We start from the raw sequence: 17,607 nt of genomic DNA, 5'->3' as shown, positions 1-17,607 counted from the left end.
GGGGCGTGAGACAGGGTATGAGTGTGAGAGTGGTCCTCGCGGGTCGGAACGGATCGGGCCGCGCGGCGGTGTCGGGCCTCGTCCTCGCCGCGGCGCTGAGCCTGTTCGCGGCGGGGTCGGCCATCGCCCAGAGCTTCCAGACGGCGGCGCCCCACGCGATCCTGATCGATGCCGATTCCGGCTCGGTGCTGTTCGAGAAGGGGGCCGACGAGCTCTTCTCCCCGGCCAGCATGGCCAAGCTGATGACCACCGAGATCGTGTTCAACGAGATCCGGCAGGGCCGGCTGACCATGGACTCGGAGTTCCAGATCACCGAGGACGCCTGGCGCCGGGGCGGGGCGGGGGGCGGCGGCTCCTCGATGTTCGCCCAGCTCAACAGCCGCATCAAGCTGTCCGACCTCCTGCGCGGCCTGATCGTGCAGTCGGGCAACGATGCCGCCATCGCCATCGGCGAGGGCATCGCCGGCTCGGAGGAGAATTTCGGGCGGATGATGACGGCCCGGGCCCGGGAGATCGGCCTGACGCGCTCGACCTTCCGCAACGCGACCGGCTATTCGGCCCCCGACCAGAAGGTCACCGCGCGCGATCTCGCCAAGCTCGCCCTGCACCTGATCGAGACCTATCCGGACCTGTACAAGATCTTCGCCGAGCGCGAGTTCACCTGGAACAAGATCAAGCAGCAGAACCGCAACCCGCTGCTCACCCTCGACATCGGCGCCGACGGCCTGAAGACCGGCTACCTCGAGGAATCCGGCTACGGCCTGACCGGCTCGGCGGTGCAGAACGGGCAGCGCCTGATCATGGTGGTGAGCGGCCTGAAGACCGCCCGCGACCGGGCGGCGGAATCGCGCAAGCTGATGGAGTGGGGCTTCCGCGCCTTCGAGCCGCGCCAGGTCTTCGGCGCCGGCGAGACCGTGGCGGAGGCCTCGGTCTATGGCGGCGCGGCCGGCAGCGTGCCGCTCGTCGCCAAGAAGGCCGTGCGGGTGCTGCTGCCGCGCGGCTCCGGCGACAAGATCACCGCCCGGGTGGTCTATCAGGGGCCCCTGGTCGCCCCGGTGGAGCAGGGCCGCGAGGTCGGCCGCCTGCGCATCACCCGTGGCGACACCCAGGCCCTCGACCAGCCGCTCTATGCCGGCGACGCCGTGGAGGCCGGGACCCTTCCGCAGCGGGCGCTCGACGCGGCCTGGGAGGTCGGCACCGGCCTGTTCCGCAAGGCGTTCGAGAAGGCCGGCGCGAAGTCGTGACGGCGCCCGGGACGCGGGGAGGGACCTTCATCACCTTCGAGGGCGGGGAGGGGGCCGGCAAGTCGACGCAGATCCGCCGCCTCGCCGCGCAGCTCCGGACCGAGTCCGGCCGCCCCGTGCTGACGACGCGCGAGCCCGGCGGCTCGCCCAAGGCCGAGCGCATCCGCGAGGCGCTGCTCGCCGGGCTGGCCAAGCCCTACGGCCCCTTCGCCGAGGCGCTGCTGTTCTCTGCCGCGCGGATCGACCATCTCGACACCCTGATCCGCCCGGCGCTGGCGCGGGGCGAGATCGTGCTCTGCGACCGCTTCGCCGACTCGACCCGGGCCTACCAGGGCGCGGCCGGCGGCCTCGACCCGGCCGCTCTGCGCGCCCTCGAGGGCGTCGTCGTCGGCCAGACCCGGCCCGACCTGACCCTGATCCTCGACTGCGACCCGGAACTCGGGCTCGCCCGGGCGAGGGCGCGCCGCGACGCGGGGTCCGACGACGCGGTCGACCGCTTCGAGGCCGAAGCCCTGGCCTTCCATGCCCGCCTGCGCGCGGCCTTCCTCGCCGTCGCGGCGGAGGAGCCGGGGCGTTGCGCGGTCGTCAACGCCGCCCTGCCCGCCGACGCCGTCGAGGCCGCGATCCGCGCCGTGGTGGCCGAGCGCCTGCCCGGGCTGCTGCCGGCCCGCTCCGGCGACGCGCCGGGCGGCCGATCCGGGACGGAGCACGGCGATGCGGCCTGAGCGCGCCCCCGAGGATGTCGAGCCCGGCGACCTGACCGAGGTCCCGCGCCCGCGCGAGCAGGCCGACCTCGTCGGCCATGCCGAGGCCGAGGCCGCCTTCGTCGAGGCGATCGCCTCGGGGCGCCTGCACCATGCCTGGCTGATCGGTGGCCCGCGCGGCATCGGCAAGGCGACGCTGGCCTACCGGGTCGCCCGCTGGCTCGTCGCCAACCCGGCGGCGCGGGGCGCGCCCGCGAGCCTCGCCGTCGATCCCGACCACCCGGCGGCGCGCCAGGTCGCGGCCCTGTCGCATCCCAACCTCGTGGCCCTGCGTCGGACCCGGGCCCCCACTGCCAAGACCCTAGCGACCCGGATCTCGGTGGATGCGGCCCGCGGCGCCCTCGCGCTGTTCGGCTCCACCGCCGGCAATGCGGGCTACCGCATCTGCATCGTCGACAGCGCCGAGGACCTCAACGCCAACAGCGCCAATGCCCTCCTCAAGATGGTGGAGGAGCCCCCGCCCCGCTGCCTGTTCCTCATCGTCAGCCACGCGCCGGGCCGGCTCCTGCCCACCATCCGCTCGCGCTGCCGGGCCCTGACCCTGCGCCCGCTCGCGGAGGCGGACGTGGCGCGGGTGATCGGCGGCTTCGCGCCGCCCTTCGTGCAGCCTGGCGCCGAGGCGCTCGCCCGGGCGGCGCGGCTCTCGGAGGGCTCCGTCGCCGAGGCCGTCGCCCTGCTCGATCCGGCCCGGGCCGGCCTCGTCGCGGAGGTCGAGACCCTGCTCGCCCGCCTCGACCAGCCGGACTGGCGCCGCATCCTGGCCCTGTCCGAGAAGCTCTCGGCCCGCGAGTCCGACGAGCTCTTCGCGGCCAGCCTCGACACGGTCTTCCGCTTCGTCTCGGCCGAGCTCGACCGGCGCCGGCACGAGCCGCCCGCCCGTCTTGCGGCCCTGGTCGAGGTGTGTGACAAGATCGCCCGCGCCGCGCGGGAGGCCGCGACCTACAATCTCGACCGCCGGCCGCTGGTCCTGTCCCTGTTCGGCGACCTGGCCGGCGCGCTCCGCGACGCCGCCTGACGCGGCATGCTAAGCAGATTTCGCAAAAGTGGCCGCCGGTTTTGCGACAAAAATCTGCGACACAACAAGAGCCTAAGCTGACTTGCGTTGGTACCCCAACGCAAGTCAGCTTAGGCTTCCGCCGTCCTGTGATCCCAGGACCCGATTCCGGGGCCTGATCCTGTGAACCCTGTATCCGGGGAACCCCTCGACGTGACCGCCACCGACCCGGCAACCGCGAAGACCTTCGGTCTCTCCACCGCGATCTCCTATCCCAACGGCGCGCCGCATATCGGCCATGCCTACGAGGTGATCGCCACGGACGCGATCGCCCGCTTCAAGCGCCTCGACGGCTACGACGTGCTGTTCTCCACCGGCACCGACGAGCACGGCATCAAGATCCAGCAGACGGCGGCCAAGGCCGGGATCACCCCGCGCGAACTCGTCGACGACATGTCCGCGCGCTTCCGCGCCATGGCCGAGGCCCTGGACTGCAGCCACGACCGCTTCATCCGCACCACCGAGCCCGAGCACTCCGCCGCCGCCCAGGACCTGTGGCGCCGGATGGAGGCCAACGGCGACCTCTACCTGTCGAAATATGCCGGCTGGTACTCGGTGCGCGACGAGGCCTACTACGCCGAGGACGAGACCGAGATCGGCCCCGACGGCGCCCGGCGCTCCCGCGAGACCGGCACGCCCCTGACCTGGATGGAGGAGGAGAACTTCCTGTTCCGGCTCTCGGCCTACCAGGACCGGCTGCTCGCCCTCTACGAGGCCGAGCCCGATTTCATCGGGCCCGAGACCCGGCGCAACGAGGTGGCGAGCTTCGTGCGCTCCGGCCTCAAGGACTTCTCGGTGAGCCGCACCAACTTCGACTGGGGCGTGCCGGTGCCGGGCCACCCCGACCACGTCATGTACGTCTGGGTCGATGCGCTGACGAACTACCTCACCGTCACGGGCTTCCCCGACGCGGCCGACCCGCGGAAGAAATTCTGGCCGATGGACCTGCACGTCATCGGCAAGGACATCGTCCGCTTCCACGCGGTGTACTGGCCGGCCTTCCTGATGTCGGCCGGCCTGCCGCTCCCCAAGCGCGTCTTCGGCCACGGCTTCCTGCTCTCCAAGGGCGAGAAGATGTCGAAGTCGCTGGGCAACGTCGTCGATCCGATGGACCTGATCGCCACCTACGGCGTCGACGCGCTGCGCCACTTCGTGCTGCGCGAGGTGCCCTTCGGCGGCGACGGCAACTACAGCCACGAGGCGATCATCACCCGCTACACCGCGGACCTCTCCAACGGGCTGGGCAACCTCGCCCAGCGCTCCCTCTCGATGATCGCCAAGAACCTCGGCGGCACGGTTCCCGAGCCCGGCGCCCTCACGGAGGACGACCGGGCGCTGCTGGCGCTGGCCGACGCGCTGCCCGACACCGCGCGGGCGGCGATGGACAAGCTCGCCCCGCACACGGCGCTAGCCGAGATCTGGGCCGTGATCACCGCCGCCGATCGCTACTTCGACGCGCAGAAGCCCTGGGTGCTGCGGAAATCCGATCCGGCCCGGATGGCGGCCTCGCTCTACGTCGTGGCCGAGACCCTGCGGGCCATCGGCATCCTGGTGCAGCCCTTCATGCCGGGCTCCGGTGCCAAGCTCCTCGACCTCCTGGCCGTGCCGGCGGACCGGCGCCGGCTGGCCGATGTGGGGGAGGGCGGCCGCCTCGTGCCCGGCACGGCGCTCCCCGCCCCCGTCGGCCTGTTCCCGCGCTTCGTCGAGCCGGAGGCGCCGTCGGCGTGACGACGGCGTCCTGAACGATCGCGTCTTGAGTGATCGCGTCTTGCCCACCCCACCGTTTTCCGAGCCCCGTTTCATGCTGGTCGACAGCCATTGCCACCTGGATTTTCCGAACTTCGCGGAGGATCTGCCCAACGTCCTGGCCCGCGCCCGGGCGGCCGGGGTGACCCGGATGGTCACGATCTCCACGCGGGTCGCCAAGGCCCGGACCTACGAGGCCCTCTCCGAGGCGCATCCGGAGATCTGGCACACCATCGGCACCCATCCGGACGGGGCGGGGGCCGAGCCCGACGTGCCGACCGAGGCCATCGTGGCGCACACGCACCATCCCCGCTGCATCGGCATCGGCGAGGCGGGCCTCGACTTCCACTACGACAACGCCGCCCCCGAGGCGGTGCAGGCGCGGGTGTTCCGCCGTCACATCGCGGCCGCCCGCGAGACCGGCCTGCCGCTCGTCATCCATTCCCGCGACGCCGATGCGGAGATGGAGGCGATCCTGGTCGACGAGATGGGGCGCGGCGCCTTCACGGCGGTCCTGCACTGCTTCTCGTCGGGCGCCCGCCTCGCCGAGGTCGGCGTCGAACTCGGCTTCTGCGTGTCCTTCTCCGGCATCGTCACCTTCCGGCGCTCGCACGACCTGCGGGCGATCGCCCGGTCGGTGCCGCCCGACCGCCTGCTGGTGGAGACCGACGCTCCCTTCCTGGCGCCCGAGCCGCATCGCGGCCGCACCAACGAGCCGGCCTACACGGCGGACACCGCCCGCTCCCTCGCCCAGACCCTCGAGATGGATGTGGCGGACTTCGCCGCGCTGACGACGGCCAATTTCCACCGCCTGTTCCACAAGGCCGCGGCCTGAGCCGGGCAGGGGGGCCGGATCGGGCGTGACAGGCCCCGGCCCGCTCCGGTACCAACGGGGGCGGAGGTGCCGATGGGCGCATTGCGATTGACGATCCTCGGCTGCGGCTCGTCCGGCGGCGTGCCCCGCGTGGGCTACGGCTGGGGGGCCTGCGACCCGGCCGAGCCGCGGAACCGGCGCCGGCGCTGCTCGCTCCTGGTGGAGCGCCAGGGCGAGGCCGGGGCGGCCACCACCCTCCTGGTCGACACCGCGCCGGACCTGCGCGAGCAATTGCTCGACGCGGCGGTCCAGCGCCTCGACGCCATCCTGTTCACCCATGCCCATGCCGACCACACCCACGGCATCGACGACGTGCGGGCCCTCGTGATCCACATGCGCCGGCGCATCCCGGTCTTCGCCGATGCCCGGACGCGCGGCCTCCTGGCGGCGCGGTTCGGCTACTGCTTCGAGACGCCGCCCGGCAGCGAGTACCCGCCGATCCTCGACCTGCACGACCTGGCGGAGGGGGAGGCGATGCAGGTGGAAGGCCCGGGCGGTGCGCTCACGGCCCTGCCCTTCGGCATGGAGCACGGCAACGAGGCGGCCCTCGGCTTCCGCTTCGGCCCCGCGGCCTACGCCCCCGACGTCAGCCTGATGCCGGAGGCGTCGCAGGCCCGGCTGCACGGCCTCGACCTGCTGATCATCGATGCCCTGCGGGAGACCCCGCACCCGACCCATTACTCGGTCTCGGATGCCCTGGCGCTGATCGAGACCGTGCGTCCGCGCCGGGCGATCCTGACCAACCTGCACACGGATCTCGACTACGCGACCCTGGCGGCCAAGCTGCCGCCGAACGTCGTGCCGGCCCATGACGGCCTGAGCGTCACGCTGGATTTGTGAGGCGCGCGGAGGAGGGCGGTCCCGGCCGCCTCCCCGGTCGGGCCTCAGTTCTGGGTGCCGGCGTCCTGCGGCAGGCCCGCATTGGCCAGGATCTGCGCCGTGGCGGCGCGGGCCAGGCGGTCGTAGCCCGCATCGGTCATGTGCAGGCCGTCCGGACCGATCATCTGGGTCGGGGACAGCAGCCCCTGCGCGGCCCAGGCCCGCATCATCGCGTTGCGGCGGATCACCGGCACGTTGAGCTCGGTGGCGATGGCGTGCAGGGCGACGCCGTAGGCCTCGGCCCCGTCGGTGGTCGAGAGCTTCTTGCACCATTGCTGGTCCATCAGGACCACGTCCGCCCCGGTGGCCCGCATGGCGAGGATGCCGGCGCGGGTGAGTTCGGTGAAGCGCTCGACGCTGACGCCGCTCATCGGATCGTTGCTGCCGGTCTGCCAGATCACGAGGTCCGGCTTGTCGGCGAGCACGTCGCGCTCCAGCCGCCGGGCCATGGCCTCGGAATCGTCGCCGCCCTTGCCGCGGTTCAGCACCGTGACGGAGGAGTGCTCCTCACCCGCACCCGTCGCACCGAGCCGGGCCGCGAGGTCGCGCTGGAGCTGGGCCGGGTAGGTGGTGGCCGGCGAGGAGGCGCCCGAGCCCTCGGTCGAGGACGAGCCGAAGGCCACGATGCGGATGGCCTGACCCTGGGCGATGAGGCCGGCCAGACGGGGCAGGCGGGCGAGGGCGCGGCGCGGGATCGCCGTCCGGACGACCGGCCGGGCCGCGCCCTCCGTCGCGATGGCCTGGGGGTGCTGCACCAGGGCGGTGCGCTGCGGCTCGGCCTGCGTGCCGGTGGCGAACGTGACGGACCCGAAGGCCAGCAGGGCCAGGCTCAGGGCAGCGGAGGGGCGCGCAAGGATCGGCATCGCGTTCGCTTTGGAGAGGATCGATTCGGACGAGCGACCGTTCGGACGGCGCCCGGTATCATGTATTATGGGGAGGAATTATGACGTCCGCCAGCGGTTTAGCATCGCTGGCGGCCGCGATGGCCCGGGAACTGGCAACGGCGTGAATCGCCGGTGTGGAGATTGCATGAATACCCGGTGTCGGGAATGGGTGAACTCTTCGTCTGTCCGTGCCCCCTGCCCCGGATTCACGCGGCGCAGGTTCCATAATATATCTTATGCGAACGGCGTTCCCAGGCTGTCGGATGGGGTCTTTGGGGCGGCGCTGCCAAGTTGGCGGTGTGCTTGTAATCAATAATTGGCGGCGAACGTGCAAAAGCGTGCAGATAGAGAGGCTTGTGCCAGCAGCATTGCGGGCCCTCGGCGACCAAGAGGGCGGTCGCCAATTATGCGTAACACCCTGAAAAGAATCACGTTCTTGCGGACACCGTCGTCAAGCGATTGTTGATTGCGGACCCTATTGCGGACCCTAGGCGCTACCGGGCGGCTCAATCATCCGCGCTTTGATCAACAGGGCTGAGACGTGGTCCGAACAAAGTCCCGTCAGAGGAGATGAGTTCGGTTGCCGCTACGGCTACAGCTCGGGCTGCCTCGGCATCCAGGCCGTCGTTTTGCTGAAGGTGTTGAGTCGCCTCAGCTGCCCGCTTGTATTGGAACGCTATGGCTTTAGCCATTTCATTCAATTCAGAAACTGTATCTCCGCCTATGATCTTGATGCGATCGAAGGCCAGAAGACTGAGAAGTATCGCTCGAAGAAGCTTTATATCAAGTTCTGGAGCTGCCCCCTGCCCTCGTTCTCTGCTGCCGCGACCCGTCAGAATATAATCTATAGAAACGTTTCGCATGTATGAGGCAGCTACCGCCTCAGCATACGGAATGGAATTACGCGATCTCCACTTTGATACATTTTGTCTAGTGGTATGCAGCGCATCGGCTAGTGCAGTATCTGTATCAACTCCATAGACCTCTTTCATCCTATCAAGGACGTCGGCAGCATTTAGCTTCTGGGCCTCCGCGCTAGGCGGAACCGATAGGTCTTGATCGAGCGGTGTTGACATATTGGCTACAGACGTGTTTCCGTTTCGGCTACATCGTCGGAGCCTATCATGGACATCGTGTTGCACGATACCGAGCAAGCCTATGAGGCTGAGTATGCGCGGGTGCGTTCGGTCCTTATTTCGCGGGGCAGTTCCCTTAACACGTACCTCAAGAGCCGCGGCATCTGTCGTCAGCTCGCCTACAAGGCCCTTAAAGGCCGGTCTCTCGGCCGCAAAGCTGTAGCCCTCAGGGCGCAAATCATTCGGGACGTTCTGGGTACGGCTGCCTAATATGGATGGCTGGGTCACCGCTTCCGAAGTAGCTCAGGCCGCTGGGATTTCTGAACGTAAGGTTCGGCACGCCTTCGCTCGGATCGGCTCGGGAAAAGCGCAGCTGTGGCGGGGCTTTTGTCTGACGGTTCGCGTTTGCCACGGACGGGGAGGGAGGGCCGGGGCTTCGTGGAGAGTCCTCGCAACCACCCTCCCCCCGGCACTTCAGCTCCGCATTCAGACTACGCAAACGCCTGTTGAAGGGCAGTTGAACGCCTCAGCAAAGGCCGTTCAAGCGGCCGAGTGGTGGGCTCATTTTCTCCGTCCCGCTCTGACGCACCCGAAGGGTTCACGTGAGCGACGCTCCGCGATGGAGGTGCTGGCTAGTGCCGAGGTTTGCGGCCCGCATGGCGAGTGGTTCACGCCGAGCCTCCGCGACATCGAGCGCAAGGTCAGCAAGGCGACGGCCGGCGGCTTAAAGGCGCTGATGCGCAAGCGCCGCGAGACGAAGCCGGAGAGCCGGCTGATCCTCACCAAGCGTTGGGATGCCGCTACTGCCGGCTTGGATGACGCCCTGCGCGCCGAGATCGCCCGCAAGGTCCACCAGCGCATCCGCGACCTATGGGGCGGCGGCGCAGCCTACAGCGTCGTCCAACGCCTTGCCGGCGAATACCTCGCCGACCTCACCCTCAAGGCCGGGATCGGCTCTGCTTTCGCCGACATCATGCCGGCCTGCGAACTGCCCAAGGGCGTCGTTGAGGCCGGCCGCAGCGCCCGGCGCGTCCATCAGTACCGCACGGACATCAAGGCTTGGGAAGATCAGCGCTCACGCCTCCGTCTCACCTCGGCCGGGTTCGCGCCAATGGAACTCGTCTACGGCGATGTCCACCATTTCGATGTGTATGTTGCCCGCCCGGACGGCACGCTTGCGACCCCCAAGGGCATCGCCTGGCTCGATGCCGGCACCAGGCGCGTGCGCATCGACCTCGTGCTCTGTGAGCCCGGCACGGCGATCCGCAACAGCGACGTGATCGACAGCTTCATCCACATGACGCAGGACCCGCACTGGGGCATGCCGGCGAAGCTCTATCTCGACAACGGCTCAGAGTACGGCTTTGCCGATTTCCTGAAGGACGCTTTGCGCCTCGGCGGCCTGGACTGCGAGGAGTTCGGTCGGGGCAGGGCGCTGATCCGGGCGACCGCCTACAACGCGGCAGCCAAGGGCATCCTCGAAGGCTCGTTCCGCGTCATCGAGCAGACGATCCTCTCGGCGGTGCCCGGCTACATCGGCGGCGACCGCATGAACTCCCGGCGGGCCAACCTCGGCAAGGCGCCCTCCCCGTTCGACGGCAGCTTCAACGACTTCGCCCACGACTTCGTTGGGCTGCTCGCCTTCTACAACACAAAGCGGCAGACCGGCGACCTCGCTGGGCGCTCGCCCGAGCAAGCCTATGCGCAAGCGGTCGCCGCCGGCTGGCAGCGCACCGACGTGGACGAACTGGCGCTGATGACGGCCTTCTCGGAGGAGGCCACGCGCACGGTCCAGGACGGCAAAATCAGCGTCGGCGGGGAATGGCTCTATTGCGACGAGCTGGCTCGCCACACCGGCGATAGGGTCAGCATCCGCCTGCCGAAGTACCTGTGCTGGCCAGCCGTGCCGGTGTTCACGATGAAGGGTGAGCTCATCGGCATCGCCCTCCCCGACCCGGTTTATTCGCGCCTCGATCCGGCCGGGGCCGCAGAGGCCGCCCGCCGCAAGGGCGTGGCCCGGGACGCGATCCGGTCCGAGGCGGCCGACCTCAACCGGATCGATGTGGTGGCGGAGATGATCGCCTCCGGCCGCCGTCAATCCGCGCCGCCGGTGCCGGCGAGCAAGGGCACGATCGAGCTGGGCAGGGACCGTGCCGAGATCGGCCGGCGCATCATGGAGAGCCCGACCGAGCGGCGCGATCGCGACCGCGAGGAGAAGCAGGCCAAGCTCAAGGCCACCCTGGCACGCGTCGAACGCTTCAGAGGCTTGTGATGAACGACCTCACCCCCACGCTCGACCCCAAGTATGCCCACCTCCCTCTCTACCTCCAGCGCGGCATCCTCCAGCGCAAATTAGAGCGCGAGGAGGAAGAGCGCGAAGAGCGCATGTGTCAGGAGCGCTGGGCACAGAAGCGTGCAGAGATTGCTGCCAAGCGTGCAGCCGAAGCCGCCCAGAAGGAGGCGTTCGAGGCGCGTCGTCAGGCGCAAGTCAGCCGTGACACCCCGTTCGTGATGACCTCGGCGGCCAGGGTTGTGCTCGACACGATCGACCGCTGCGACCGGTTCGGACATAACGGGCTCGTCACCGGGGCACCCGGCGTCGGCAAGACGCGTGCGTTGGAGGAGGCGGTCCGCCGCTCGGGCACGATGGAAGGGCCGCTCGTCGGCCTCGTGACCGTCACGGGCGTGATGGGCAACTCGACCATGGCGCTGCTGGAGGAGGTCGCTCCTCACCTAGGTGTGCGCACCGTCTACGGCGTCGCCGCGACACTGAAGGTTCTCTGCAGCCGGGCCAGCGCCTTCCCTGTCCTGCTGTTCGATGAGTCGCAGAACCTTGCCGACCGCGTGGCGCGCGACCTGTTGGCGATCAGCGAGCAGGCTCGCGTTCAAATGCTGTTCCTCGGCAACGACGAGGCACTGAAGTTCGTCAACTCGCAGAAGGCCGCGATCCGGCAGATCGCCCGGCGCCTGCCGATCCGCGAAGAGATCGACTGCATCCTCGACGCGGACGCGGACCTGATCGCCGGCCAGTATGCCGTCGAGGATCCGGAAGCGCTCCGACTGTGCCGCACCCTCGCTGAGACCCATCACGCGGACGGCATCGGCAAGGTGCTGCCCATCGCCCGCGCCGTCGCCGAGGCGGCGGGCAGCCGAACGGTCGATGTCGATCATCTGCGCGAAGCGCTGGCGCTCTTCCCGCACTTCTTGCGTGACATCGTGAAGGCCAAGGCACCCCCACAGGTCGAGCGCCAAAGCAGCTTCAAGCGTCTGCCGAAGCGGCGCTGACCCCCCTCCCCCATTTTTTGTGTTTCCTATGCCGACCCTGAGCCGGCCGGTCTTCCTCCTGTCAGAAAGGCCGTCTCCGATGAACCAATACGTTAATCTGAAGCATACTCATCATGACGATCAACGAGGCGGGCGAGCGCCATCCGCTTCGGTTCGGTCCCAAAAAGCGCCACACCGCCTGCACGCTTCATACGAGCGACGGTCCAAGGGTCAGGAAGCCTGCGTGCTCGTGATGCGTCGCTCGGTGGGGGGAAGCCAGCGGCATCGGCGACGCCTTGAACGACCTCGCCGGATTGTTCAACATGGCATTGCACATCCCGGCTCCTCGTATGCCTTTTCGACATCAAGCCGCCTCAGTGCCCCAAAATGGGTTTTCCCGTTTGAGCAGCGTTTGCGCTCCGTATATGGCTTGTAATGCGAGCGCAAAATTCGCCTCCGGGCGGCCGTTCGGCCATCCCCGCGTATGCGGGGCGTGGGAGGGGATTACGGCCCACCGCTCGCATTCATTGCTTTGGAAATCCTTTTAGGCGATGGAAAGGTTTCTTTCCAGGTTGCCGAGTAATACGGAGAGTGCGGCCAGGCTGAGTGGCATTATACTGTCTACTTCCTAGCAGAGCGGGAAATGAATCCGCTGTTCGTCCCTGGCCCACCTTGACCAAAATGTTTTACTATTGTGCAAAATGGGCAAAGTGGAAAAGGCTCTTGCCGATGTCTTAGAACTGATTGTCCGCCACCCATTCCCTGACATATGAAAAGCTGACGCGGTTACCGGACGGCAGTTCCCTTTTCGGTCGTCGATTTATGCTGAGTAGCCTCGACAGTCAGAAAAACGATCGGATACCCGACAGTGTTGAGCTATGCGTGGGGTGTACGTGTAGGAGAGCAGGCTTGCCGACGCCAGTGCTTCATTCGGCAGACAAATGGCCGATGTTGATCACTTGTATGACGGCCCTAAGCTGTTGCTGAATGCCCGCCATAGCTCCAGCGACGTGCCCGGGTCGATAGCGTCAGCCCTGGTTCTACGAACACGGAACTAGCGCAGTAAACCGGGATCGCGCGCTACCTTGGCGCTTGCACGTAGTTTGACCGGGTCATCTTGTTTGTTGAGGTATATTAGCAGAGTTCTCACGATTGGGTGAGGCCGACGCAACCTCCTTCACTTGCGAAAGTCTTTAATGCATCTGGCGCTCATGACGCGCCTGGAATTTGCCCTGATTTTTACCCTACTCATATGCGGAGCTATGGTCCTCATACATGCGCTCTTCTCACCCTAACTATCTTCCTACGTTACTTCAGAGTCGTACCAGAAGTGTGCGTCGTCAGACTGATATGGGAACGGACAGTCCTCCAGGCTCGATCCATCGTTAAAGGCGTACAGCTCCTGCCAAAATGGGTTGGAAGACGGTTCCATAGCGACCTGCGGGCGATAGGTATTGGACGAGGCAATGTCTGTGCCCAGGAAGCCAGCGCCCATATTTCAAACGCTCGGCTCCGTTGAGGAATGGACCACGCGCGACACTTCGCCGAGTAGGACAGCACACGGATTTGGCGAAGGCGGGCCGTAACGAGTTAGGAGGGCGGTACAAGCATCCCTCGCAACCCACTCCGGAAAATAGCATAGATTAATACTTCATATTGCTCACGGAACCGTGTCTAGAAATATTTTTTCGCGTAAACGGATTAGAATTACCTTGTCGTCAAACCTAGCCGAAGTCCCTGAAAGCTTTGTTGTTTCGGCATTGAGACAACTCCAGGGCGTTTCGCCGAGGCCCTCATGCACGCCAACCTCTCTATCAAGACCACACTGGCCACCGCCTTCGGTGCGCTCGCTCTGATCAGCGCCGCACAGGGCGGTCTATCCATCGCGAAGCTTACCTCCGTCCGCCATGGCATCACGGAGGTCACCACCAATTGGCTGCCATCCGTCATCGCGATCAATGACATCAAGGCGGCAGCCGCAGAGGTTCGGATCAAGCAGCTGCGGCTGCTGGCCTTGTCGGCAACGCCAGCCCAGTTGGCAGAGAACGAGGCGCAGCTAGCGACGACGCAGGCCAAGGTCGTAGAAGCGCGCAAGATCTATGAGCCCATGATCGCGACCCCCGAAGAGCGCAAGCTGTATGAGACCTTCAGCGTCGAGTGGAGCCGGTACGAGGCCATTTCTAGCGAAGCCGCTCGTCTGGTGGTAGCCAATCAGCGAGACGATGCCCTCGCACTGATCGGCAAGTCAGAAAACGTCAGGCTTTATAACGATATCCGGGACTCGCTCGCACGGGACGTGGCTTTGAATGAGCGAGGCGCGCGTCAGGAAGCGGATGCCGTTGGCGCCGACGCTGATAGCGCAAAACTTGCCGCCTACCTCGCCGTCGTTCTCGCCGTCGCGGCTGCCCTCGGCGCGATGGCGTTCAGCTGGCTGCGGGTATCCCGTCCCATTCAGACGATGACGGATGCCATGGCCCGGCTCGCCGAGGGCGATGCGACGATCATCGTGCCTGGGGTGGCCCGCAAAGACGAGATCGGAGCGATGGCCGGCACCGTCCAGGTCTTCAAGGACAACCTCATCCGCACGCGTCAACTGGAGGGCGAAACGGCGCAGGCTCGGCTTGCGGCCGAGGAACAGCGCAAGGCCGGCATGCGCCATATGGCTGACAGCTTCGAGGCGGCGGTTGGCGGCATCATCGGAATGGTGTCGTCGTCCGCCACCGAGCTGCAGGCCACCGCCCAGACCATGACCGCCACGGCGACGGAGACCGCCTCGCAGTCCACGACCGTCGCTGCTGCGGCCGAGGAGGCTTCCTCGAACGTCAACACCGTTGCCGTCGCTGCAGAGGAGCTCGGCTCGTCCGTTCAGGAGATCGGTCGTCAGGTCAACGGCTCGGCGACACTGGCGCAGAGTGCCGTGGCTGAGGCCGATCATACCGCCTCCCTGGTGCAGGAGCTGAGCGGTGCCGTCGCGAAGATCGGAGACGTGGTAACGATGATCTCGACGATCGCCGGTCAGACCAACCTGCTGGCGCTGAACGCCACCATCGAGGCCGCGCGTGCCGGCGAGGCCGGCAGGGGCTTCGCCGTGGTGGCCGCCGAGGTCAAGGAATTGGCCAATCAGACAGCGAAGGCAACCGCTGAGATCGGACAGCAGATCACCCAGATCCAGGGGGCGACTGGCCAGGCAGTCCAGGCCATCGGTGGCATCACGACGCGCATCCAGGAGATCAGCAGCGTGGCCACGTCGATCGCTGCGGCGGTGGAGGAACAGGGGGCGGCGACCCAGGAGATCGTGCGCAACGTCGCGCAGGCCGCAACCGGAACCGGTGAGGTCACCAGCAACATCACGGGGGTTGCTCGAGCCGCCGAGGATACGGGCGCAGCCGCCTCTCAAGTGTTGGGTGCTGCCGGTGAGCTGTCCCGACAGTCCGAATACCTGAATGTGGAAGTGGCACGCTTCCTCCAGACTGTTCGTGCCGCTTAGAACGAGCGGAGTCGGCCGAAAAAGCTCAAGGTATGAAAACTGGTTAATATCATGCGGGATTTGCCATGGGCGAACTGATGATTATCAGTGACGACCTGCATCGTACGGAACGACTACTGCGCGATCTAAAGCTGTCAATTCCGTCGACGATATACGATCTCTACGACTATGCCCCGCCTACAAATCCCCCAGCTATCGTCCTGAGTGATGTTAGAGAGTTGACGTCCGACGCCATTGCCCGGCTGAAGCAGCTTTTCAGCCGGGCCGGCATCGGCAAGAGACCGCACGTCTTCGTCGTGCACGAGGAAGGCCCACGGACTCAGGCTCATGCTCAGATGCTGGGGGTGACCGCGATGGTCACCGCTGCGGCCTTCTCGACACTTCCGCGTATCATCGAACGCGTCGTGGTCCAGGCCGGGATAGTGCCTTCGTCGGCACAGAAGCATGCGAGTCGGGCGCGGCAGTTTCTGCGCGACACCATCATGGCTGGCGTGCTGACACCAGCCGAGGTCGCGAACGGGACGGAGATCGTTGCGACGGCCATCGGCGCCCACGGGATCTACGATTGGATCCGCGCGGTGCGCGACTTCGATGATGCCACGCATCAGCATATCCTGCTCGTAGCAGGATTGGCGGCCGCCTTCGCCGGCACCCTCGGAATGTCGAGGGCTGATCGGCATCGATTGGCTCAGGCGGCCCTTCTTCACGACGTCGGTAAGACCAGGATCCCTGTTGCCATCCTGAACAAGCCGGGCAAGCTCGATGCCTCCGAGATGGCCGTGATGCGAACGCACGCCGTCGAGGGCTATCGCATGCTTGTCGGGCTAGGGTTCGAGGAGGCCATGCTGAGCGTTGTTCGATCTCACCATGAGATGCTGGATGGATCTGGCTATCCAGACGGGCTGTCGGGGGCGGCCATTCCGGACCTCGTCCGGCTGGTCACGGTCTGTGACGTCTATGGCGCCCTGATCGAAGAACGACCTTACAGGGCGCCAATGGCTGCATCGGAGGCGTACCCGATCCTTGAAGGTATGAAGGGCCGGTTGGACCCCGATCTGGTGCATGCTTTCAGGCCCGTCGTGATGACTCCCGCCGCCAACGCTGACCTGACCGGTATTTTGGACCGAGCCGATTGAGAGGCTACTGCATGGTCGCGGCCATGGGTAGCCGGAAGGCCAGATCCGGGTAGCTGACGGGCGCGGGCGGCCGATAGCCCAGCGACGAATGCAGTCGGACGCAATTGTACGTGGTTTGCCATAGACCGATCACGATCTGCGCCTCCTTCAGCGAGTAGAAGATCTCCTGGCGCAGGCACTCGTCCCGAAGCTTGCTGTTGAAGCTTTCGCAGTGCCCGTTCTCCCACGGGGATCCTGGTGCGATATACTGGATCTGTGAGCCAGCTTTGGCGACCCATTTGCGCAGCGCCTTCGAGATCATCTCTGGGCCATTGTCGCAGCGGATGTTCTCCGGGATGCCGTGCAGGCACATCGCATCGGCCAAAGCCTCGATCACGCCGAGGCTGTTGATGCGCCGCGCCACCTTCAGCGCCAAGCAGGTCCGGCTGTGCTCGTCGATCAGCGTCAGGATGCGCAGGCTCCGGCCGTCGTGGGTCTGGGCCTGCACGAAGTCGAAGCTCCAGACGTGGTTGCGGTGGAGCGGGCGCAGGCGCACGCACGAGCCGTCGTTCAGCCACAGGCGGCTGCGGGGCTTAGGTCGGCTGGGGACTTTTAGCCCCTCACGACGCCAGATGCGCTGGACCCGATCCTTGCCCACCTGCCACCCCGCTGCCTGCAGCAGCGCGGTGACGCGGCGGTAGCCGTAACGTCCGTGACGAAGACGCCAAGGTTATGATGGCGCCGGTCAGCGCATCCTCATCGGCCGGCACGGTCGGCACGTATCGCTGCGTGCCGCGGTGCTGGCCGACGATCCGGCAGGCGTGACGTTCCGAGAGACCATACTTTTCTCGGATGCCGTCGACCGCCTGCCGGCGTCGTTCGGGGGCTACAAGTTTCCCGAGGCGACATCCGCCAGCACTTGCTTCTCCAAGGACAGATCAGCCACGAGCCGCCGCAATCGCGCGTTCTCACGCTCAAGATCCTTCATCCGGCGCGCTTGGTCGATCTGCAGGCCGCCGTATTCCTTGCGCCAGCGATAGTAGCTTTGCTCGGAAATTTCGGCCTCCTTGCAGGCGAGGGCCAAACTCTTGCCCTGGGCTGTCTGCACCTCAATCTGGCGCAGCTTCAACACGACCTGCTCCGCACCCGTCTTCTGACCTCGCCGCATGTCCAACTCCTTTGGTCCTGACTGATCCTCTCAATCAGCCCGGTCCAAAGCC

At 66.5% G+C, this 17,607-nt stretch carries 12 protein-coding genes and 1 pseudogene; 10 read left to right on the top strand and 3 right to left on the bottom strand.

The genetic code is table 11. From position 1 onward, the window contains the following. Nucleotides 1-17: 17 nt before the first annotated feature. From ACXJY8_RS07150 to ACXJY8_RS07125, 6 genes are all read left to right on the top strand, one after another. Nucleotides 18-1,244, top strand: a complete 1,227-nt coding sequence (locus ACXJY8_RS07150; RefSeq protein WP_463778008.1) for a D-alanyl-D-alanine carboxypeptidase family protein — start codon at nt 18-20, stop codon at nt 1,242-1,244. Beyond that, nucleotides 1,241-1,969, top strand: a complete 729-nt coding sequence (gene tmk, locus ACXJY8_RS07145; RefSeq protein ID WP_463778005.1) for a dTMP kinase — start codon at nt 1,241-1,243, stop codon at nt 1,967-1,969. The genes ACXJY8_RS07150 and tmk overlap by 4 nt, the downstream gene beginning before the upstream one ends. Then, on the top strand, nt 1,959-3,023 hold the full coding sequence (locus tag ACXJY8_RS07140; protein WP_463778002.1) for a DNA polymerase III subunit delta': 1,065 nt from the start codon (nt 1,959-1,961) through the stop codon (nt 3,021-3,023). The genes tmk and ACXJY8_RS07140 overlap by 11 nt, the downstream gene beginning before the upstream one ends. Before the next feature lie 192 nt (nt 3,024-3,215). Further along, a complete protein-coding gene (gene metG, locus ACXJY8_RS07135) occupies nt 3,216-4,790 on the top strand; it encodes a methionine--tRNA ligase (RefSeq protein ID WP_463777998.1) in 1,575 nt (524 codons plus the stop codon). Nucleotides 4,791-4,863: 73 nt separating this feature from the next. After that, nucleotides 4,864-5,643 carry a TatD family hydrolase gene (locus ACXJY8_RS07130; protein ID WP_463777994.1) on the top strand — a complete coding sequence of 260 codons (780 nt, stop codon included), beginning with the start codon at nt 4,864-4,866 and terminating at the stop codon, nt 5,641-5,643. Nucleotides 5,644-5,715: 72 nt separating this feature from the next. Continuing rightward, nucleotides 5,716-6,522: an MBL fold metallo-hydrolase gene (locus tag ACXJY8_RS07125; protein WP_463777991.1), complete on the top strand. Its 807-nt coding sequence runs from the start codon at nt 5,716-5,718 to the stop codon at nt 6,520-6,522. 44 nt (nt 6,523-6,566) lie between these two features. Here the strand turns inward: ACXJY8_RS07125 and ACXJY8_RS07120 are convergent, their stop codons facing one another. Together ACXJY8_RS07120 and ACXJY8_RS07115 are read right to left on the bottom strand one after the other, a co-directional pair. Next, entirely contained in the window at nt 6,567-7,424 is an 858-nt protein-coding gene (locus ACXJY8_RS07120; protein WP_463777989.1) for an SGNH/GDSL hydrolase family protein, read from the bottom strand. 527 nt (nt 7,425-7,951) lie between these two features. After that, entirely contained in the window at nt 7,952-8,521 is a 570-nt protein-coding gene (locus ACXJY8_RS07115) for a helix-turn-helix domain-containing protein (RefSeq protein ID WP_463780454.1), read from the bottom strand. A 271-nt stretch (nt 8,522-8,792) separates the two neighbouring features. Between ACXJY8_RS07115 and ACXJY8_RS07110 the strand changes: the two genes are divergently transcribed. The 4 genes from ACXJY8_RS07110 to ACXJY8_RS07095 all read left to right on the top strand — a co-directional run bounded on the left by ACXJY8_RS07110 (nt 8,793) and on the right by ACXJY8_RS07095 (nt 16,408). Next, on the top strand, nt 8,793-10,793 hold the full coding sequence (locus ACXJY8_RS07110) for a Mu transposase C-terminal domain-containing protein (RefSeq protein WP_463777986.1): 2,001 nt from the start codon (nt 8,793-8,795) through the stop codon (nt 10,791-10,793). Next, complete coding sequence (locus tag ACXJY8_RS07105; protein WP_463777983.1) at nt 10,793-11,806, top strand: AAA family ATPase; 1,014 nt, start codon at nt 10,793-10,795, stop codon at nt 11,804-11,806. Before ACXJY8_RS07110 ends, ACXJY8_RS07105 begins: the two co-directional genes overlap by 1 nt. 1,774 nt (nt 11,807-13,580) lie before the next feature. After that, nucleotides 13,581-15,272 carry a methyl-accepting chemotaxis protein gene (locus ACXJY8_RS07100; protein WP_463777980.1) on the top strand — a complete coding sequence of 564 codons (1,692 nt, stop codon included), beginning with the start codon at nt 13,581-13,583 and terminating at the stop codon, nt 15,270-15,272. Nucleotides 15,273-15,337: 65 nt separating this feature from the next. After that, nucleotides 15,338-16,408 (top strand): HD-GYP domain-containing protein, encoded by a 1,071-nt coding sequence (locus ACXJY8_RS07095; RefSeq protein WP_463777977.1) that lies wholly within the window; start codon nt 15,338-15,340, stop codon nt 16,406-16,408. Nucleotides 16,409-16,412: 4 nt separating this feature from the next. On the opposite strand, the pseudogene ACXJY8_RS07090 reads toward ACXJY8_RS07095, so the two are convergent. Beyond that, a pseudogene (locus ACXJY8_RS07090) lies at nt 16,413-17,555 on the bottom strand (IS3 family transposase). Nucleotides 17,556-17,607 lie beyond the last annotated feature (52 nt).

The sequence above is a fragment of the Methylobacterium sp. TK31 genome (assembly GCF_055361545.1).
The sequence above is the reverse complement of the archived record's forward strand: the minus strand, read 5'-3'. Positions and strand labels throughout refer to the sequence as shown.